Source organism: Haloarcula taiwanensis, assembly GCA_002844335.1.
GTDB classification, from domain to species: Archaea; Halobacteriota; Halobacteria; order Halobacteriales; family Haloarculaceae; genus Haloarcula; species Haloarcula taiwanensis.
Window position 1 is genome coordinate 2,178,568 of sequence record CP019154.1, and the last position, 20,057, is coordinate 2,198,624.

The window sequence follows — 20,057 nt, forward strand, 5'->3', positions numbered from 1 at the left end:
GGTCACTCCCCCTCGTGGGTCGTCTCCAAGCGACTGAGGAACTCGCCGGTCCGTGCCGCCTCTGGGTTCTCGAACAGCTGTTCCGGCGGGCCGTGTTCGACGATACGCCCGTCATCAAGGAAGATGATGTCTGACGCCGCCGACCGCGCGAATCCCATCTCGTGGCTGACGACGAGCATGGTGATGCCCTCGGCGGCGAGGTCGCGCATTACCTCGACGACTTCGCCGACGAGTTCGGGGTCGAGCGCGCTGGTCGGCTCGTCGAACAGCAGGAGCTTCGGGTCCATGGCGAGTGCGCGCGCGATGCCGACGCGCTGTTTCTGCCCGCCGGAGAGTTCAGCGGGGTACGAGTCGGCCTGATCCAGCAGTCCGACCTGTTCCAGATGTTCGTACCCCTTCTCCTGGGCCGCCGATTTGTCCATGCCGCGGACTTTCCGCAGGCCAAGTGTGACGTTCCCGAGCGCCGTGAGATGAGCAAAGAGGTTGAAATCCTGAAACACCATCCCGACCTGTTTTCGGAGTTCGTTGACGTCGGTGTCGGCGTCGGTGACGCAGTCGCCGTCGAGGTAGATGTCGCCGCTGTCGATCTCGGTGAGGCGGTTCACACAGCGGAGCATCGTCGACTTGCCGCTTCCGCTGGGGCCGATGACCACGTCCACGTCCCCGGCGTCCATCTCGAAACTGACGCCGGAGAGCACCTGTTCCTCGCCGTAGGACTTGTACACGTCGTCAAGTTCCAGTAACGGGTCGCTCATGCACGCTCACCGCCGGGGATGCTGAAGCGGTCGTCGACGTAATCGAGCGAGCGGTTCGTCACGAACGTGAGAACGAAATAAATGAGGCTCACAGTCAGGAAAATTTCAAGCGCAGCAGTGCTTTGACCGCCCTGGTAGAGGTTCTGGCCGACAGTCAGCAGTTCGCCGAGACCGATGACGATGGCGATACTCGTGTCTTTCAGGACGATCGTGAACTCGTTCTGGAAGCCGGGCACGCTTCGGCGGAGTGCCTGGGGCACGACGACGCTCCGGATGGCCTGGAGCCGGCCCATGCCGACGGCGCGAGCGGCTTCCAGTTGTCCCTCGTCGACGCTCTGGAGTGCGCCGCGGAAGATCTGTGACTGGTACGCGGCACTCCGGAGTCCGAGCGCGATAGTCGCCGTCACGAAGGCGCTGCTCGACACCGAGAGACCGAAGAACAGCAGGATAATGATGACGAGCAGCGGCGTGCCGCGAAGGACGACGCCGGCCGTCTCGACCGCGCGTTTGAGCGGCCCACGGCCGTACACTTCGACGGCCCCCGCCGGAAAGCCGAGCAGAAAGCCGAGCAGAATACTCGCGGCTGTCAGGCCGACCGTGACACCCGTGCCTGCGAGCAGCAGGTCGAGGTTCCCGGCGACAAACGCCCAGTCACTCTGCAACGGGAGCGGTGGCATCGGTTACTGCTGGCCGAACCACTTGTTCGTCAGGTCTTGGTACGTGTTCCCGTCGCGGACTGCGGACAGGCCATCGTTGAGCGCCTGGGTGAACTCGTCGTCGCCCTCCCGGACGCCGAACCCGAAGTTCTCGCCCGTCTCGTACGTGAAGGCGATGGTGACCGGACGCTGTGCGGCGAAGGTCTGTGCGACCGGCTCGTCGATGACGACGGCGTCGATGTTGCCGTTCTGGAGGTCTTCGACCGCCAGCACGTAGTTGCCGTAGGAGTTGTAGTTTGACTCGTCGAGGTTCCCCGGTTCGATGAGTTCCGACTGGACCGTGCTCTCGCCCGTCGTGCCCTTCTGTGCGCCGACTGGGCGCCCGGAAAGGTCCGACATCGACTCCGGTGAGAAGTCACCGTCTTCACGGACGACAATCGCCTGGTTCGAACTGTAGTACGGGTCGGTGAAGTCGATGGTCTCGTCACGCTCGTCGTTGATCGTCATCCCCGCGGCGACTACGTCGATATTCTCGTTCGTCAGCGCCGGGATCAGAGACTTGAACTCGAATTCTTCCCAGCCGGCAAGGGTGTAGTCGGTCTCGTCGACGACCGCTTCAAGCAGGTCGATGTCGAACCCGACGAGTTCGCCGTCCTGTTTCATCTCGAACGGGGGGAACCCCGGTGCAGTTCCGGCAGTGATTTCGGTAGCGCCGCCGTCGCCGCCACCGCCCCCGAAACACCCAGCGAGCGAGACAGCTACTGCAGTTCCACCGACAGTGGAGAGGTACTGGCGTCGTGAAAGACCGTTGTCTGACATAGTCCTCACCACACGACAGACCGGAATATATCTTACGTGTTACCCACAGAGGTGGGACACGTGTTCAATCGTCAGCGCGTGCTGTGTGCTGGGTCTCGGTCGATTGTACCGACGGCGACTCCGCCGTATCGGTGTAGGCCCACGCCGTCGCCGCGACCATCGCACCGAAGATAAGCTGTGCGGCCCCGTGGTGGAGTACCTGCGCCGTGGCACCGAAGTTGAAGATAGTGTTCGCGCCAAGGAGAATCTGCACCGGGAGCACGACCGTGGCAACACCTGTCGCAAGCTTGATCCGCCGGCTGTACTCACCGCGCCACGCGGCGATCGTCGAACCGAGGATGCCAAAGCCAGTGATCATTGCGACTAAACGGTGGAACCACTCGACGAAACTCGCCCAGTTTGCGGGGAACAGCCCCATCCAGCCGTCACAGAACGGCCAGCGTGCCTCACAGGTCAGCCCGGCACCGATAGCACCGGTGTACACGCCGAGCAGGATGAGTGCGAACGTCAGCACCGTCGTCGTCGCCACCAGTCGGCGGAAACGGGTGGTCATACCTAGACCTTCGGTTGCACGTACTTATGCTCTCTTTTCGCGCTCGGCCACCGAGCACAATTATCTTTACTGATACTCTCGGAGTCATCTTTATCTACAGCTGTTAGCCAATGTAACATAACCACCCTATGTTCGAACAGATCCGCACCTATCTCTACGGCCAGCGGTCCCGTTCTCCGGACGCTGCGGCCAGACGGGCGGACGGCGGATTCGTCGCGAGTGACGGACAAGCTCGCTTTCTGGCCGACGCCCTTGACCCGAACTCGCCACGCCTCACTGATCGCTTCGACGACCCGGAGACGGCCGCTATCGGGACACAGCACGTCGAGCGGCAGTTCGAACTCGAGCCTGACGAACTCCGGGCGCTGATTGACGACTACGAAACAGCTGGCATAAGCCAGCGTGAGTTCATCGCCACCCAGGGCTTTGTCACGGAATCGCTCGTCGAAAGTGCGTTCGAACAGCTTCGGGACGAACTCGGCCCGGATGCACAGAATGCTATCGACACTGTCGAGGCAGAGCTTCACGAAGGGCTGGAAACAACACAGTCAGTCACCCAGGCCGGTATCGACGCCTTCACTGACGCTACAGCTGAAAACAGCGCTACCGATGGGTTCGACTACCACGACGTACTGCAGCATATCGGGACGCCGCTCTTTGTTCTGGATACGAACGGTGATATCCGCAGCTGGAACAGTTCGATCGAAAACCTGACTGGTGTCTCCGAGGCCGAAGCAAAGGAGATGGAGATGGCGAGCATGGCGTTCTATCCGGACGGTCGACGCGGGAAGACCCTCGCCGACAAGGTCCTCGACGCACCGGAGACGACCCACAGGAAGTACGACGTGCCAAAGGTCGAAGACGAGGACTTCACGCTGTACCGCGATACGAGCGTGATGGCCGACCAGCACGGAAACGAGCGCAACATCTCGTTCAGCGCCGCCCCCATCTACGACGAGGACGACGAACTCATCGCGGTTGTCGAGATGGTCCAGGACCGGACTGATGAGGCCAAGCGCCACGAGGCGGTGACGGACCTAGTCGATGAGGTCAAATCGACCATGGCTGCACTCAAGAACGGCCGCCTCGACGCCCGGGCGTCGTTCGACCGGACTGACGGCGGCGAATACGTCGACGATCAGCTGTACGAAGTCATCGGGTCGCTCAACGATATGGCAGAACAGGTCGAGGAGCTGGCGGACCAGGTGGACGAGCAGGCACAGCAACTCGCGGTCACTATCGAACAGGCGAACTCGTCCGCAGAGGCCGTCGAAAGTCGCGTTACCGAACAGACCGCCTCCCTCACTCAAGCGGCCGACAACATTCAGGACATCGGGGCTGGGATGGAGGAGGTCGCCGCCACGTCCAGCGAAGTGGCGTCAGCAGCACAGCGCGCGAAGGCGGCCGCAGAAGACGGCTCAGCGGCCGGTGAAGCAGTCATGGATGTCACCGATGGGCTTGCCGAAACGAGCGAAGCCCTCGTGGACACCGTCACTGATCTCGACGACCAGATGGACGAGGTGAGCGAGATCGTCGAAATAATCGCCGACGTGGCCGAGCAGACGAACATGCTCGCGCTGAACGCCAACATCGAAGCGGCCCGGGCCGGTGAAAGCGGGAGCGGGTTCGCTGTCGTGGCCGACGAGGTGAAAACGCTCGCGAACGAGACAAGCGAATACGCCTCCGAGATCTCGACGAGCATTACTTCGATTCAGGACCAGGCGACCGAGACAGCCGAAATGGTCGAGACATCACACGAGCAGGTCGAGCGTGCGGAGTCCGAGATTGAGGACGCGCTGGATGCGCTGGACGAGATTTCCGACGCCGTCGAGGAGGCGACGAGTGGTATCCAGGAAGTCGCCGACGCCAACGACGATCAGGCGAGCGCTATCGAGAACGTGACTTCGATGGTCGAAGACGCGCAGAACCACGCTCGAGAGGCCGAAGCGGCGACGAAGGAGATCGTCGAGGCGACCGACCAGCAGGAAGACGCAGTCACCGAACTGACCGACCGAGTCGGCGAACTCACGAACGCGAACTGAGGGCCAACGGCGGTCCAGCACGACGCTGTCTCGGCAGTGGATATTTTCCAATTGATGGGATACAACCGGGGCAAAATCCGCTGCAACCGGCCGGTATTCGACAACCGTCGTTGTACCGCTCGTCCGTTGACGGTAAACTTGTCTTTTTTACAGTTGGGTTCGACATCCGGGTATGGGACTTGACGAGGACGCACTGGAGTACCACCGGAGCAAGCCGCCGGGGAAGATAGAGATTGCGACAACAAAGCCGACGAACACCCAACGTGACCTCTCGCTGGCGTACTCGCCCGGCGTGGCCGCACCGTGTAAGGAGATAGACGAAGACCCCGAGCGGGCCTTTGAGTACACCGCGAAGGGGAACCTCGTCGGCGTCGTCTCCGACGGGTCCGCCGTGCTCGGCCTGGGCGACATCGGTCCGGAGGCCGGGAAGCCGGTCATGGAAGGCAAGGGCGTGCTGTTCAAGCGGTTCGCCGACATCGACGTGTTCGACGTGGAACTGGACACGGACAACGCTGAGGCGATGATACAGACGGTGGCGGCGATGGAACCGACCTTCGGCGGTATCAACCTGGAAGACATTGCCGCCCCGGAGTGTTTCGAAGTCGAGCGCCGACTCAGCGAGAAACTCGACATCCCGGTGTTCCACGATGACCAACACGGGACCGCGATCATCTCCGGCGCGGCGCTCGTCAACGCGGCCGACATCGCCGAGAAGGAACTGGAGGACCTAGAGGTCGTCTTCTCCGGGGCCGGAGCGTCCGCGATTGCCTCGGCGAAGTTCTACGTCTCTCTGGGCGTCTCGAAGGACAACATCACAATGTGTGACTCCTCGGGTATCATCACTGAGGAGCGGGCGACCCACGAGGAACTCAACCGGTTCAAACAGGAGTTCGCCCGGGATATTCCGGAGGGTGGCCTCGCCGACGCGATGGACGGGGCCGACGTGTTCGTCGGGCTCTCAGTCGGCGGCATCGTCGACCAGGAGATGGTGCAGTCGATGGCCAGCGACCCCATCATCTTCGCGATGGCGAACCCGGATCCAGAAATCGACTACGAGTCTGCCAAGTCCGCCCGTGACGACACGGTTATCATGGCGACCGGTCGTTCAGACTACCCGAATCAGGTCAACAACGTCCTCGGGTTCCCGTTTATTTTCCGCGGCGCGCTCGACGTGCGAGCGACCGAAATCAACGAGGAAATGAAGGTGGCAGCGGCCCGAGCGCTGGCCGACCTCGCCAAGCAGGATGTGCCCGACGAGGTCGTCAAGGCTTACGGCGACCAGCCGCTGCAATTCGGCCCGGACTACATCATTCCGAAACCGCTGGACCCGCGGGTCCTGTTCGAGGTGACGCCCGCGGTCGCCGAGGCCGCCATCGAGAGCGGCGCGGCACGGACGGAAATCGATACGGAGGCCTACGTCGAGGAACTCGAAGCCCGGCTTGGCAAGTCCCGCGAGATGATGCGCGTCGTGCTCAACAAAGCCAAGAGCGACCCCCAGCGCGTCGTGCTCGCCGAGGGCCACGACGAGAAGATGATCCGCGCGGCCTACCAGCTGGTCGAACAGGGTATCGCCGAGCCGATACTCATCGGCGACGCCGACCGCATCGAGTCCACGCGCCGGAAGTTCGGGCTTGAGTTCGACCCCGTCGTCGTCGACCCTGAGACGGCCGACGTGGCCGACTACGCCGACCGGCTGTACGAACTCCGCCAGCGCAAGGGCGTCACGCGCCGCGAGGCCGACGAGCTCATTCGGGACGGGAACTACCTCGGCAGCGTCATGGTCGAGATGGGCGACGCCGACGCGATGCTGACCGGCCTGACCCACCACTATCCCTCGGCGCTGCGCCCGCCGCTCCAGGTTATCGGGACGGCTGACGACGCCGACTACGCGGCCGGCGTCTACATGCTGACGTTCAAGAACCGCGTCATCTTCTGTGCCGACACCACCGTGAATCAGGCCCCCGACGCGGACGTGCTGGAGGAGGTCACCCGCCACACGGGGGAACTGGCCCGCCGGTTCAACGTCGAACCGCGGGCAGCGATGCTGTCGTACTCCAACTTCGGCAGCGTCGACAACCTCGGGACGAAGAAGATCCGCCGGGCTGTCTCTCGCCTGCAGGACGACGACCGCGTCGACTTCCCGGTCGACGGGGAGATGCAGGCCGACACCGCCGTCGTGGAGGACATCCTGCAGGACACCTACGAGTTCTCGGAACTCGACGACCCCGCGAACGTCCTCGTGTTCCCCAACCTCGAAGCCGGGAACATCGGCTACAAGCTCCTCCAGCGGCTTGGCGGCGCTGAGGCCATCGGGCCGATGCTCGTCGGCATGGACAAGCCGGTCCACGTCCTCCAGCGCGGCGACGAGGTCAAGGACATCGTGAACCTCGCCGGCGTCGCTGTCGTCGACGCGCAACAGGAGTAACGGACAGGCGACTGCTTTTTTCGAGTTAGGTCGGAATCATCCGTCCGAAAAAACATAGCGTTCAGGCCTGTCGCCGGAACGCGATGTCACGTATCGCCTCGCCGTCGGCCGCGGGTCGGCGGGTGGAGGAAGAGCGCGTCGACGACCGCCACGGCGCCGACGAGCGACGCGCCGGTTATCGCCGCCTGCAACGAGAGGCCCAGAACGACCGCGGCGGCGAGTGTGAGGACAAACACCGCGGGGATGACGGCGAGGACGAGGTCGTGCCGCGTCGGCGACTGACGCGGCAACAGCTGCTCGACGTACTGTCCGCTGAAACCGTCGGGTCCGTCAGTTCTGGTACTCAACGTAGCTCACCTCCCACCGTATACTATCTCATTTCTAATACATAAAATTTGGTCTGTGTGACGTTACCCGAACGTACGCGGCCACTCGCTACGCTATCTGCATAACTTATAGAGATAATCTACTGTGAAACAGGACCGGTACAGCACCCTAGAGCCGCTCGCTACGACACGCTCTCACCGTGGCTGTCGAATCTCGCAGAATCGTCGCCGTATGTTAGTATCCCGAACTCGGGGGCAGGGCCGGAGAGAACCAGATGGCGACGCGGCGCTGTCGACAACGATTCGAGAGAACAGGGGGCCGCCGGTCGGTGGGACCGACCGGATGCCGTCAGTCCGATGCCCCGCCGCGCTCGGCACGCGACGGCGGCGGGACGCGTTCGTTCACGGTCGGCGCGTCGGGGAGGACACACCGGTCCGGTTCGCCGTTGACGTGGGCGTACTGGTCGGGCGCGTTCGCGAGCGGATGCGCGGGGTTGCGGTCGCCGGAAATCCGTGCGGCGCGGACCTCGCCGAACCCGTTGATACGTGCCTGAATCCCGCGCCAGTGCAGCCCTGTCGCCGGCGGGACCGACACGGAGTGTGGTGGGTCGTAGGCGGAGCCGTGAGAGGCCAGTACCTCCGCGTTCACGTTCTCAGCGAGCTGGTCGTGGTCGATGAGTAAGCCGACGCGGGCGTTGGGCGGAGCCCGTCTCGCAAGCACGTCAAGCCCCAGATGGAGTGCCCGATACTCCGCAACGTTGTTGTCGGGGCAGGTGTCCGGGACCGATAGCCTGACGACGCGCTCACCGTCGAGAGTTTCCACGACGACACCCAGTCCGCCGGTCGAGCTAGCTGCCTCGCTGTCGGGTGATGTGGTGCCGTTGTGGGGTCTGAACGACCCGTCTGTGGCGATGTAGAAGTCTCGATGGTGACTCCGCGGTGGATGCGCGATGTGCGGCGTCGGTGATTCATCGAACAGGTCTCGAAGTGACGGCCGGCCGTAAGCGGCCATGGTTTCTGTTGGGTGAGCAGGGTATTAAATATATTCCCTCAACGGGGTGTTCCCGTGTGATGGTTTTGGCGGCCCACCGGGCGGCCCTGCTGCCGTGTCAGACCTGCGCTCGCGTCGAATGTGTTAGCAGGTGAGAAAGATTTATACCGGTGTAGAACCATGTTACCAACACACATGACTCCAACGAAAATTCGTGAACGACTCGAAGAGTCCGAGGAACGAGTCGACACAGAACTGTTCCTCAGTGCGTTAGAGTACGTTCGGGACGACGGCCGAACTCGCCGTTAACCGCGTTTGTATCGTGACCGGCGGCGGTGTGTATTGGACCTAGCGGCAGTGGGCGTCGGGACTAGCGAGCGTGAGCGATACCTGCCGGGCTGTCGCGGCTGACCTGCTCAGTCGTCGGTGAGTTGCCAGCCGTCACCGACCGATTTGACGACGTCCCGCCGTTCCATCTCGGTCGTGACCTCGCCCAAGCGGTTCGGCTGTGCGATTTCCAGATTCGTCCGGCTAACACCGTGGTACTCCCGGAGCAGACGGCGGATGTCATCTTCGGTGTGGGTCTGCTGATCGCTCTTTGCCATCACGCCCGCGACGAGTTCGACCATGTCCTCGACGAAGTTCCAGGGGTAGACGACCCAGGTCCACTCGTCGAGGCGCTCGCCGACGAACTCCGGTTCGTGGTCGCTGGTCTGGAGCAACTGGAGCGTCGCCGTTCGGACGCTGCTTGGGTTTCGGTCGCGGACGCACTCGGCGGCTGTCTCGATTGACTGGCCGGTGTCGGCGATGTCGTCGACGACCAGCACGTCCTTGCCTTCGACCGCGCCGTCGGCCAGCGGGTACTTAATCTGTGCCTCCTCGCCTTTCGCCGCGGTCCCGACGTAGTGTTCGACTTTCAGGCTCGCCAGGTCGTCCAGCCCGAGGAAGTCACAGAGACAGCGCCCGCCGAACCAACCGCCCCGCGCCAGCGCGACGACCACGTCGGGCTCGAACTCGGCGGCCTTCACGTCGTCGGCCACGTCTCGACAGAGGCCGTAGATGTACTCCCAGTCGGTGATGGTACACGAAAACTCGTCCGGTAGCTCGCCCATACGAGATGGCGTGTGTGGCCGGACTTAACCGTTGCATATTCCGCGTCACTTGCGCCACAAGCGACTGCTCACTCTGCCGGGTCGCCTTTCCGGAACTCCCGGAGGACGACTGTCGCGTAGCTCCCCTTCGGCAGCGAGAAGGTGAACGTCAGGTCGTCGCCGGTACGGTCGACGCCGAGGTCGGTCCGGAGCAGTATCGCGCGGCGCGTCCCGTCGCTGTCGAACGCCCCGGGGAGGTCGAAATCGCCGCGTTCGAGCCCGAGGTCGTCGAGGACCCCGCGGGCGATGTCGCCCGGCTCGCCGCCGCCGAGGTCGGTGTCGGTCCCGACCAGCGGCGCGGTGACAAACGCTCGACCACGCTCGCAGTGACGCTCGACGGTCGAGAGCCGCTTTGCCGTGACCTCTTGGGTGCGGTCGGCGTCCGGAATCGGGAAGTCCTCGGGCGCGTCGCTGTCCCGGAAACAGACCACGTCGCCCTCGACCGGCCGGTCGAAGGGGAGCCCCCGCTCCAGCCGCTCCGAGAGGATGCGGTTGAACACGTAGGACTGTGCAGCGTTGACGAACAGCGACTGGAGGTTCGACGGTAGCGCTTCTAGCGCCTCACGGAAATCCGTCGGCTCATCGGCCCCGTTCTCGACCAGGCGGTGACAGATGGAGCGCTCGTAGCCCAACGCGCCGGGCAGCCTGTCCAGCGCGCCGGCCCAGTCGTGAGTTTCGTCGACGTACGCGCGGGCTTCCCGGGTTGACTCGGGTTCGCGGTCGTGGGGGTTCCCGACGTAGGCGAGAACCGCATCCTCCCACTCGCCGCGAGCGATGGCCAGCCCAACCTCGTGGGTGACCGGCCGGCGGGACCCGAACCGCTGCTGGCCGAAGTAGTTGGGCACGCCGACCGTCGTGTCGCCGGCCGGTAGCGCGGCGTCGCTGGAGCGGTCCTCGCCCGCAGTCGGGTCCTCCCCGGCGGCGAACGCCTGGAGGTCCGCCACGACGCTCGCGGCGGCGTCGGCGTTCTCGGTGTCCCGGACGACGATTTCGAAGGCGTTGCCAGCCAGGTCGCCAAAGAGGATGGGGCGGCCGGCGCGGCCGACGACTTCGATGTCCGTGCCGCCGATATCCGGCAGGTCCCCGGCCGCGACGCCTTTCACCGAGAACAGCTGGGTCGTGACCGCGCGCTTGTCCTTCGTCCCCGCCCACGACACCCGCTCGCGGGAGATCCCCAGTCGGTCGGAGAGTTCGCTGGCGAAGTCGTTGGTCTCCCAGTTGCGAAGCTCCGCCCGGAAGACGAGATGCGGGTACGCGCCGGTGTCGGCGTCGACCGGCTCGGTGTCGAACGCCTCCAGTTCCCGAACCCGGAAGTCCGCCGGGGCGGCACGGAGGCGGCCGCCCACCCCGTCGGCGTCGCTGACGTAGTACTCCATGCCGACCGCTCGCTCGATTGGATGGGCGTCTCGCATTGGTCGAGTAGTTCGTTGCTCGGCGCTTATGGCTGGCGTTTGCGGACTCGGCGTGGGTCCGTCTCTCAGCCGATACCTAGTGTTATCACGGGACATACTCTATCTAGCACAGGTCGTGGCTGTGCAGGCGACCCGAGAGCACCACGATGCCAAAGCTAGCATGTGAGAGCTGTGGACGGGAGATAACGTTCGACAGGGACGGTCAGGAGTCCCGCGCACCGATGCGGTACTGCCCTCGCTGTGGCGAGGAGTTCCCGCCCCGCGAGGAGTGGTAAGCCCGACTACTCGTAGGCTTCGAACTCCCGACCGAAGGCGACGAAGTAGGCGACGCCGGCCAGTCCGACGGCGGTAGCGACGCCGAAGGCGAGTTCGGGGCCGGCCCGTAGCGTCACGCCACCGACGCCGACGGCCCACTCACTGCCGTACAGCCAGCCACCGAGCGCAGCGCTGGGGATGACCAGCGTATTCCGAAGCAGGTAGTACGTCCCGGTGACGCGGCCGCCAGTATCCTGTTTCGCCGGGCCGACGATGAGCGCCTTGTGAGCGGGCAGGCCGGCAAATCGCAGGCCCGAAAACGCGAACAACAGCACCAGCACCCACTGGTCACCCGGTGCGAAGATGAGCAAGAGTGGAAAGACGGCGTAGACGAGAAAGCCCAGTGCGACGGCGGGCTTGAGGCCGGCCCACTCGGTGAGTTTTGCGACGGGGGCCATCGAGAGGATAGCGACGACCATCTCGACGCCGAGCAGGACGCCAAAGAAGGCGTCGGGCCGCAACTGGACGCCGAAGCCGGTGAACCCCACAGCGAGGAACTCGGTGACGACGATGACGAAGAAGACATACACCATGCCGTTAGCGAACCGGACGAGCGTATCGGCGACCAGCAGCGGGCGGAGCGTCGCCGGCATCGTCCGCAGGTCGGCGAGAATCTGGTCGATGCCCTCGAAGGACTTCCCGAGCGTGTCCTCGCTGGCGTCGTAGAGGACGTGCTGAGCGACAGTGGCGACGACGCCACAGGCAAGCGCGACCGCCAGCACGCGCTGGAACCCCTCGACGAACGTCGCAGTCGTCGCCAGCAGCGCCGCGGCGGCGAGCGGTCCGAGCAGGAAGCCGATGCGGCGGAACATCTCCGTGCTGGCAAATCCCATCGCCAGTCGCCCCGGCGGGACGCTCTGCTTGACGATAGCGAATGTCGCACCCAGCCCGAAGGACTTCCAAGCCTGTGCGAGAAAGAGGCCGACGAACACGAGCGTCCAGGCCGGCAGCGTCACCGTTCCAAGCGCGATGTCGCCGATGACCGAAGCGAGATACCAGATACCGAAGCCGACCGTCGCCAGCGTCGCGAAGGCGGTCAGTGCCAGCCGCGAGCCGATGCGGTCAGACACCGCGCCGCCGGGGTAGGGGTACACCGCGCTGATGAGGTTCCCGACGCTCCCGTACAGGCCGATGACGCCGGCACTGGCCCCCAGAATCCGCATGTACTCGGGGACGTACCGGCTGGTCATCTGGAACGCGAGGCTGAATGCCAGCATGGACAGCGACAGCACGAGCACGTCCCGCTCCAGCGCGAAGAACTGCCGAAAGGAGTCGAGAAGATCTACGTCCCCCTCGGCTCCCGTCTCAGTTGCCATTGTCGGAGTGCAGTTTCTCTAACAACTTAACGCTCGAAGAAGAGGCAATCAGCCTCGGCTGTCACGCCGCTGCCGTCTCAGTACGGGAGGACGAACAGCACGACAGCCAGAAACGGCGTCAGCGCGAGCAACATTGCAATGGCGTAGCCGAACATCTCCCGGGCCTTGATGCGGGTGATAGCGAGCAACGGCAGCGCCCAGAAAGGGTTCAGGAGGTTCGTGTGGGCGTCGCCGACGGCGTAGGCCATCGTCGCCTGACCGGCCGGGACCCCGAGGTTCTGCGCGGCTTCGAGAATCGGCGGCCCGAGGATGATCCACTCGCCGCCGCCGGAGGGAGCAAAGATGTTGACCGTCGCGCCGGTGAGCCAGGCGATGACCGGGAACGTCTGTGGCGTCGAGACCGAGATGAGCGCGTTTGCCATCAACTGCGCCAGCCCGGAGGTGGCCATCATGCCCTGAATGCCGGCGAAGAACGGAAAGAGCAACACGATGCCCGAGGCGGCGGTCGCCGCCTCGCCGAACTTCTCCCGGTAGGTCTGTGGGTCCATGTAAATGAAGATACCAATCGTCAGGAAGCCGAAGTTGACGATGTTCAGTCCGAGCGCGTCGATGCCGGACTGGACGAACTGTGAGGCGACCAGCGCGATGCCGGTCAGGCCGATAATCCCGCCGAGAACGCGACTGTGGTTGATGCGCTCGGCCGGGACCTGATTGGTGGTTGCGGTTGCTTCCACGCCGCCGTCACTCGCGGATTCGAACAGGTCGTCTTCGGGGATGTAATGCGTGATGCCCCGCGCCTGGTCTCCGGTCGGCGTGATGACGTAGAGGACGACGAGCGCGTAGGCTATCGACAGGCCGGTCAGAATGAGGCCGTAGGGGTGGAAGATGGTTTCTGAGGCGGAGACGACGACGTCAATGACGCCCTGCTGAATGAACTCATTGCCCTCCGTCGCGAGCAAGAGCGGTGCAGACCCGGACAGCCCCCAGTGCCAGGTGAGACCGAGACCGAGGTAGCCCGCGACACAGAGGACCGGATAGTGGACGTTGATGTCGTTCTCGTGGGCGGTCTTGCCCATCTCCCGGGCGAAGATCGCGCCGAGGATGAGGCTCAGTCCCCAGTGGACCCAGCCAAGCAGCATCGTCAACAGTCCGACGAGGACGACCGCCTGCTTTCCGGTGCTGGGTAGCTCTGTCAGCCGGCGGATGCCGGCATTGACGCGCGGATGGTACGCCACAACGAAGCCCGTCATCAGGATGAGGACCATCTGCATCGAGAACGTCAGGAAGGCCCAGAAGCCGTCGTACCAGAACTGGACCATCTCCACGGGGCCGGAGCCGGTGAGGCCGACGCCGGCCAGAAACACGACGTAGCTGAGGATGAGCGCGAACAGGAACGGGCTTGGCATCCACCGTTCCACCCACGCAGAGAGTCGATAGCCGATACGTTCGAGCGCTGTCTCACCTGTGTTACCAGCCGACATACTGTTGCCACCTCCTCGCGAATGTATCATAAAAGTTTGCTACTATTCTGTCAGTTCTGTGCCGGTTACCGGGGCGCAGTAGTGCCACAGTGACGCGGTTTCAATGACTGAACCGATCCTGACAGATGATTTTATTTCCGGGGCAGAGCAAGCCAGAGTATGTCTCACAAAGTTGTCGTCTCTGACACCAAAGTGATGGACGGAGAGACACGGGCGGCGGTGCTGGATGCGGTTGAAGCGACCGTCAAAACGACAGCGGCGAAAGAACCGGCGGCCGTCGCGCGCGCAGTGAACGACGCTGATGCGTTAATTGTCGACGCCGGCACACAGGTCACAGCCGAGGTCGTCGAAGCCGGGGACTCGCTCAAAGTGGTGGGGCGGGCTGGCATCGGCGTGGACAACATCGACGTGCGAGCGGCGGTCGATGCCGGTGTGAGGGTGGTCAATGTCCCGGACTACTCTGTCGAGGAGGTGTCAACTCATACGTTCGCGCTCACGCTGGCTTGCCTGCGGAAGATACCGACGTTTGACCGCTCGGTCAAGCGTGGTGAGTGGGAGTGGACTGTCGGCCAGCCGATGCGCCGTCTTGCCGGTAGTACCGTGGGTCTCGTTGCCTTCGGTAAGCTTGCCAGCCGCTTCGCCGCGAAGCTTCGAGGGTTCGACGTCGATGTCGTCGCCCACGACCCGTACGTGCCCGAGTACCGGATGGGCGACCTCGGTGTCGAGTCAGTCACCTTCGAGACGTTGCTGGCCGATTCCGATATCGTCTCGCTGCACGCCCCGCTGACCGACGAGACACGGGAGATGGTCGACGCGGACGCGCTCGACCGGATGCGCGACGACGCGCTGCTCGTGAACACGGCCAGAGGCGGCCTCGTCGACGAAACGGCGCTGTACGACGCGCTCGTCAGCGGCGACCTCGGCGGGGCCGGACTAGACGTGCGCGAGCCAGAACCGCCCGGAGACGCACCGCTTCATGACCTCGATAGCGTTGTCTGTAGTCCCCACGTCGCGTGGTATTCCGAAGAGTCCCGGGTCGAACTGACACAGACCGTGGCCGAAGACGTCATCCGGGTACTGCGGGGCGAGGAGCCCGAGAATCCCATCGACCCCGCGACCGGCTGGTTCTGACGGGTTCGGCGACCGAAACCGCTCAGGAGTCGGCCGCGTCGAGAAGTTCGATCATCAGTTCAGCAGCTTCGACCGCCGACTCACCGAAAACGTAGGTTATCGGTTCGATACCGAACGCACCGCTGTGGTAGATGACACGCGGAACAGCGCCGCGTTCGCGGAAGGTGGCTTCGAGCCGTTCGTTACGGTCTTCGTAGCCGGCGTCGAACTTCAGCGGCTCGACACCGTGTTCCCGGGCAGCATCGAGAAATGCCTCGTCAGTCGTCAGATTGAGCGCCGCTCGGCACGAGGGATCGACCGCCATCGCGGTCAGTATCGTCCGGGCGACGTGTTCCGACGCCCCGAACTCGGGGTTCGACGGCACGTTGACCCGCCCTCGAAGGTTGTGAATCCGACCGGGAACTGCCGCCACGTCGAGCGCGTCTTCGGCGTCCGGCAGTGCCATGCCGACGTTCATCCCCACATTCGGGATGGCGTCGACGACGGCGTCGTTGTCGGCCAGCAGCCGCGTGGCTCGCCGGACTGACGACAGCACAGCCCGTTCCGCCTGTACTGCGGTGTCTGTCCCCCGAACACAGAGGTCACAGCCCATCCCCTGCAGCGCCGGCATCTCCTCCTCGTGGACCGCACAGATGGGACCCCGGTCCTCGAACTCCCGTACCAGGGTGAGCAGTTCGTTCAGCACCGCGTACTCGTCCATCTCGCCCGCGACCAGGCCGTCAGCGATCCGCTCGATGGTCTGTTGCATCCGGGCGTCGTCCCGGAACCGCTCCTCGATGGTGACCGAGCCGCTGCCGTATTTGCTCACTGCGGCCTGTGTCACGCCGAGCTGGTCGGCGATCTCCTGTTGCGTCCAGCCCTCCTCGTCGAGTCTCGTGGCGAGCATCGCCCGGGCCGTCGGGAGAAACCGCTCGACCACAATTTCGCTCGGTAACTGCAGTGTCATTGCCGGAAGTGAGGGGCGTAGTTCGCTTAGCAGTTGGGACTACGGACGCTGTCGGTCGACTGCGTTGTCGTGATTGCCAGCAGCGAAACCGGCCCGGAGACGCGCAGCACCTGTAGCTCACTGCGCGCACTGCTCGTCTACGGATTTACAACCTAGTTGTATTAGCAGGATATATTACCTCGGAGTTTGTTGTATTTGCTACCAATGGCGTTCAGCGACCACCTGCTTGACATCGGCGAGAACATCTGGGACGCACAGAAGGACCACCCATTTGTCCGCGAACTGGCCGACGGGACGCTCGACGAGTCGGCGTTCAAACACTGGGTGAAACAGGACTACCGGTACCTGCAGGACTACGCGCGGCTGTTCGCGCTCGCCGGCGCGACGGCAGACGACGAGTCGACGATGACGCATCTACTCGGGGTCGCCCATCAGGTGCTGGATACCGAGATGGATCTCCACCGGGAGTTCGCGTCGGAGTACGGTATCTCGGAGCGAGAACTGGAGTCGACCGAGAAAGCCCCGACCTGTCTGGCGTACACGAACTTCCTCGTTCGAACAGCCTACGAGGGCCACGAGGCGGAGATTGCTGCTGCGCTGTACCCCTGCATGCAGGGCTATCTCGACGTGGCCGAGCACATGGCCGATTTGGCTGACGGCGAACACCGGTACACACCGTTCATCGAGATGTACACCAGCGATGACTTCCGCGAGGCGACGGGCTGGTGTCGGGCGTACGTCGACCGCTGTGGCGAGCGGTATCCCGGCCAGCGCGACGCCATGGAGGACGCGTTTCTGACGAGTGCGAAGCTCGAACACCGGTTCTGGGAGATGGCCTACACGCAAGAAGGGTGGGCGCTATGACAGCCGAGACGTACTCAGCGTACGCCGAGCGCACCGACGAACCCCGATTCACCGAGTGGCTCCGCGACCAGAGTCAGCCGGACTGGGACGACGCTGTCGGCCACCGATTCGTCGAGGAACTCGGGACCGGCACGCTCGACGAGGACGCGTTCGCACACTACCTGGTGCAGGACTATGCCTTCGTCGGCGAACTCGTCGGGACGTTCGGCCACGCGGTCGGACAGGCTCCGGACATGGCGGCCAAGCGCCGCCTCGTCGAGTTCCTCGATACCGTGACCGACGAGGAAGACGACTACTTCGAGCGCTCCTTCGCCGCGCTGGGGGTCGACGAGTCGCGCCGGCAGGACCCCGAGCCTACGCCGACGACGGCGGCGTTCGTCGACCTGCTCGGCCGCGCCGCACGGGAAGGCGGGTACGCAGAGACGCTGGCCGTCCTCGTCCCGGCAGAGTGGATATACGAGTCGTGGGCGACAGCGGTCGCTACGGACCACGGCGACCCGGACGGCCCGCCCAGCGCCGGGATGGGACTGCCCTTCTACTTCGCCGAGTGGGTGGACCTCCACGCCGTCGACTCGTTCGTCGCCTTCGTCAACTGGCTCCGGAGCGAACTCGACGCCGTCGGCCCGACGCTCTCCCCGCGGCGAGCGGCACGCGTCGCGTCGCTGTTCGACCGCACGGTCGCGCTCGAACGGCGGTTCTTCGAGACGGCCTACGAGAGCGCGGCCGACGGGGAGGTGCGCCCGTAAATGGTCTCCTCGACCGTGGCTCTCGGCCTGACGGCGGCGACCGTCCTCGTGTTCACCGGCGTCGGCCTCTTCGCCGCCCGCGGCCGCATCGACTCAGTGGAGACGTACATCTCTGCTCGTGACTCGGCCGGCAGCGGAACCCTCGCTGCGACCGTCATCGCGTCGATGATGGGCGTCTGGATTCTGCTGAGCCCGGCCGAAGCCGGGGCCGCCTTCGGTGGGCTGCCCGCCGTACTGGGTTACGCCATCGGCAGCGCGATCCCGCTCGTCCTCTTTATTCCGGTCGGCGCTCGCATCCGCGAGGTGATGCCCGCGGGCCACTCGCTGACTGAGTTCGCCTACGCCCGCTTTGGCTCCGGGATGTACCTGCTCGTCCTGCTGGTCTCGGTGTTCTACATGTTCATCTTCCTCGCTGCGGAGATGACTGGCATCGCCGGCGCGCTCGCACTCGTCGCGGACGTACCCCTCTGGCAGACTTCGTTGCTCATCGGCGGCTTCGTCCTCATCTACACGACATACGGCGGCCTGCTCGCCAGCATCGTCACCGACACCGTCCAGACGCTGGTCATCCTGCCGCTTCTGGCCGTCGGCTTCGGCGGCGCGCTGCTCTCGCTGGGTGGCACGGGCGAATTCCACGCGACGGTGGTGTCGGCCGACCCGACGCTGCTCGACCCGACGTTCGGTCCCGGCCTGAAGTTCGGCCTGTACGTCGCGTTCGCTCTGCTGGGCGCGAATATGCTGAACCAAGGCGTCTGGCAGCGGGTGTACGCCGCCGACGGCGAGCGTACCCTCCGCCGCGGAATGGGCATCGCCGCCGTCGTCGTCGTCCCGATGCTCCTGCTGTCCGGACTGTTCGGCATCGCCGCCGCAGGGCTGGGGCTCACGGAATCCGGCTCCGCCAGCATCGCCTTCTTCCTCGTGGTCGCGGAGGCGTTCCCGGCGTGGGTGACCCTCGCCGTCGTCGTCCTCGCCGTGTTGCTGGTGATGAGTTCCGCCGACACGATGTTCAACGCCATCGCCAGCGTCGTCACGGCCGACCTCGCCCGACTGCTCGACGACCCCGACCAGCGGACCCTCTGGCTCGGCGGGCGGGGGCTGACCGTCGCCGTCGCCCTCGCCGCGATGTTCATCGGCGCACAGGGGTACAGCGTCCTCCAGTTGTTCCTGACGGCCGACCTGCTTGCCGCCGGCGTCTTCGTGCCGTTCCTCGCCGGCCTCTACACCGAGCGACTCACTGGGCCGGGCGCGATGGTCTCGGGAGTTGCGGGCCTGGTCGTCGGCTTCGCGTACTTCCCGTCGCTGCGTGGCCTCGTCGCCGCCGTGCCGGGCATCGGAAGTCTGCTGCCAGCGCCGTCGTTCCTGGTCGCCTTCGCCGGCGCGACGCTGGTCTCGGCCGCGCTCACCGCCGCGGCGACGCTGCTCGGCGGGGCCGACGCCGACCTCGACGACCTCGGCCGGGAGGTCCGAGCGCTCGACGACCCGGTGGCCGACGGGGGGTCCGAGCGATGACCGCGACGGCCGCGCTCCCCCTCGCCGCGCTGGGCTCGACGGCCTTCGGGGCGCTCGTCTGGGGGTCGATACTGCTCGTCCTCGCGGTCTTTCTGGCGGTCTGTTGGCTGGTCGTCACGGAGCGTCGCTAGAATGTGGATTGGTAACTAGAAACATACTTATAACGGCGGCGGTCGCACCTCGGCGTATGCAGACCTTCGTGCTCGCGACGAACTCAGAGACAGTCAGCGAAACGCTGTGTTCGTACCTCGAAGGGGTCCTCGATCCCGACGACAGCGTCTACGCGGTCAACTCACAGCGCGGCGGCGACAGCACGTCGTCGGCGGCGGTCGCCGACGGGAAGGCCGCGCTCGAAGTCGTCTCGGACCGGCTGGGCGACCAGGTGTCCGTCGAGACCTACCAGATAATCCGGGGCAACAGCCCCGCGACGGATATCTTCGACATCGCGGCGGAGGTCGACGCCGACGAACTCGTTATCGGCGTCCGCAAGCGGAGTCAGACCGACCGGCTCATCTTCGGCAGCGTCGCACAGGACATCATGCGGCAGTCGGAGTACCCGATGCGGGTCGTGCCACGAGACTGAGCAGCAACTGCCGGGAACAACTGACCGCAAAGAAAC

Annotated in this window: 18 protein-coding genes; 7 read left to right on the forward strand and 11 right to left on the reverse strand. The window is 64.5% G+C overall.

What is annotated here, in order from left to right; translation table 11 throughout:
• Positions 1-2: 2 nt before the first annotated feature.
• From glnQ to BVU17_11135, 4 genes are all read right to left on the reverse strand, one after another.
• The gene (gene glnQ, locus BVU17_11120; protein ID AUG48042.1) at positions 3-755 is read right to left on the reverse strand and encodes a glutamine ABC transporter ATP-binding protein; all 753 of its coding nucleotides are present in this window, start codon (positions 753-755) and stop codon (positions 3-5) included.
• On the reverse strand, positions 752-1,432 hold the full coding sequence (locus tag BVU17_11125; GenBank protein AUG48043.1) for a glutamine ABC transporter substrate-binding protein: 681 nt from the start codon (positions 1,430-1,432) through the stop codon (positions 752-754). Before BVU17_11125 ends, glnQ begins: the two co-directional genes overlap by 4 nt.
• Positions 1,433-1,435: 3 nt before the next feature.
• On the reverse strand, positions 1,436-2,230 hold the full coding sequence (locus BVU17_11130) for a basic amino acid ABC transporter substrate-binding protein (protein AUG48044.1): 795 nt from the start codon (positions 2,228-2,230) through the stop codon (positions 1,436-1,438).
• Between the two features lie 64 nt (positions 2,231-2,294).
• Positions 2,295-2,783: a cytochrome AA3 biosynthesis protein gene (locus tag BVU17_11135; protein AUG48045.1), complete on the reverse strand. Its 489-nt coding sequence runs from the start codon at positions 2,781-2,783 to the stop codon at positions 2,295-2,297.
• 128 nt (positions 2,784-2,911) lie between these two features.
• On the opposite strand from BVU17_11135, the gene BVU17_11140 reads away from it, so the two are divergent.
• Together BVU17_11140 and BVU17_11145 are read left to right on the forward strand one after the other, a co-directional pair.
• The gene (locus tag BVU17_11140; protein AUG48046.1) at positions 2,912-4,825 is read left to right on the forward strand and encodes a histidine kinase; all 1,914 of its coding nucleotides are present in this window, start codon (positions 2,912-2,914) and stop codon (positions 4,823-4,825) included.
• 172 nt (positions 4,826-4,997) lie between these two features.
• Positions 4,998-7,250, forward strand: a complete 2,253-nt coding sequence (locus BVU17_11145; GenBank protein AUG48047.1) for an NADP-dependent malic enzyme — start codon at positions 4,998-5,000, stop codon at positions 7,248-7,250.
• An 86-nt stretch (positions 7,251-7,336) separates the two neighbouring features.
• Here the strand turns inward: BVU17_11145 and BVU17_11150 are convergent, their stop codons facing one another.
• From BVU17_11150 to BVU17_11175, 6 genes are all read right to left on the reverse strand, one after another.
• Entirely contained in the window at positions 7,337-7,597 is a 261-nt protein-coding gene (locus BVU17_11150; GenBank protein ID AUG48048.1) for a hypothetical protein, read from the reverse strand.
• A gap of 328 nt (positions 7,598-7,925) precedes the next feature.
• Positions 7,926-8,588 (reverse strand): ribonuclease H, encoded by a 663-nt coding sequence (locus BVU17_11155; protein ID AUG48049.1) that lies wholly within the window; start codon positions 8,586-8,588, stop codon positions 7,926-7,928.
• A gap of 395 nt (positions 8,589-8,983) precedes the next feature.
• On the reverse strand, positions 8,984-9,679 hold the full coding sequence (locus BVU17_11160; GenBank protein AUG48050.1) for a phosphoribosyltransferase: 696 nt from the start codon (positions 9,677-9,679) through the stop codon (positions 8,984-8,986).
• A gap of 68 nt (positions 9,680-9,747) precedes the next feature.
• Complete coding sequence (locus tag BVU17_11165; protein ID AUG48051.1) at positions 9,748-11,130, reverse strand: tRNA pseudouridine(13) synthase TruD; 1,383 nt, start codon at positions 11,128-11,130, stop codon at positions 9,748-9,750.
• A 281-nt stretch (positions 11,131-11,411) separates the two neighbouring features.
• Positions 11,412-12,761 (reverse strand): MFS transporter, encoded by a 1,350-nt coding sequence (locus tag BVU17_11170; GenBank protein AUG48052.1) that lies wholly within the window; start codon positions 12,759-12,761, stop codon positions 11,412-11,414.
• Between the two features lie 77 nt (positions 12,762-12,838).
• Entirely contained in the window at positions 12,839-14,242 is a 1,404-nt protein-coding gene (locus tag BVU17_11175; GenBank protein ID AUG48053.1) for a serine--pyruvate aminotransferase, read from the reverse strand.
• Between the two features lie 159 nt (positions 14,243-14,401).
• Between BVU17_11175 and BVU17_11180 the strand changes: the two genes are divergently transcribed.
• Complete coding sequence (locus BVU17_11180) at positions 14,402-15,373, forward strand: 3-phosphoglycerate dehydrogenase (protein ID AUG48054.1); 972 nt, start codon at positions 14,402-14,404, stop codon at positions 15,371-15,373.
• Positions 15,374-15,395: 22 nt separating this feature from the next.
• On the opposite strand, the gene BVU17_11185 is transcribed toward BVU17_11180, so the two are convergent.
• Positions 15,396-16,319 (reverse strand): transcriptional regulator, encoded by a 924-nt coding sequence (locus tag BVU17_11185; GenBank protein ID AUG48055.1) that lies wholly within the window; start codon positions 16,317-16,319, stop codon positions 15,396-15,398.
• Between the two features lie 204 nt (positions 16,320-16,523).
• On the opposite strand from BVU17_11185, the gene BVU17_11190 reads away from it, so the two are divergent.
• The 4 genes from BVU17_11190 (at position 16,524) to BVU17_11205 (ending at position 20,021) form a co-directional block, all read left to right on the forward strand.
• Complete coding sequence (locus BVU17_11190) at positions 16,524-17,183, forward strand: thiaminase II (GenBank protein ID AUG48056.1); 660 nt, start codon at positions 16,524-16,526, stop codon at positions 17,181-17,183.
• Entirely contained in the window at positions 17,180-17,929 is a 750-nt protein-coding gene (locus BVU17_11195; GenBank protein ID AUG48057.1) for a transcriptional regulator, read from the forward strand. Before BVU17_11190 ends, BVU17_11195 begins: the two co-directional genes overlap by 4 nt.
• Positions 17,930-19,438, forward strand: coding sequence for a sodium:proline symporter (locus BVU17_11200; protein ID AUG48058.1), 1,509 nt, complete (start codon positions 17,930-17,932; stop codon positions 19,436-19,438). It abuts the gene before it with no gap.
• A 187-nt stretch (positions 19,439-19,625) separates the two neighbouring features.
• A complete protein-coding gene (locus tag BVU17_11205; GenBank protein ID AUG48059.1) occupies positions 19,626-20,021 on the forward strand; it encodes a universal stress protein UspA in 396 nt (131 codons plus the stop codon).
• Positions 20,022-20,057: the final 36 nt, after the last annotated feature.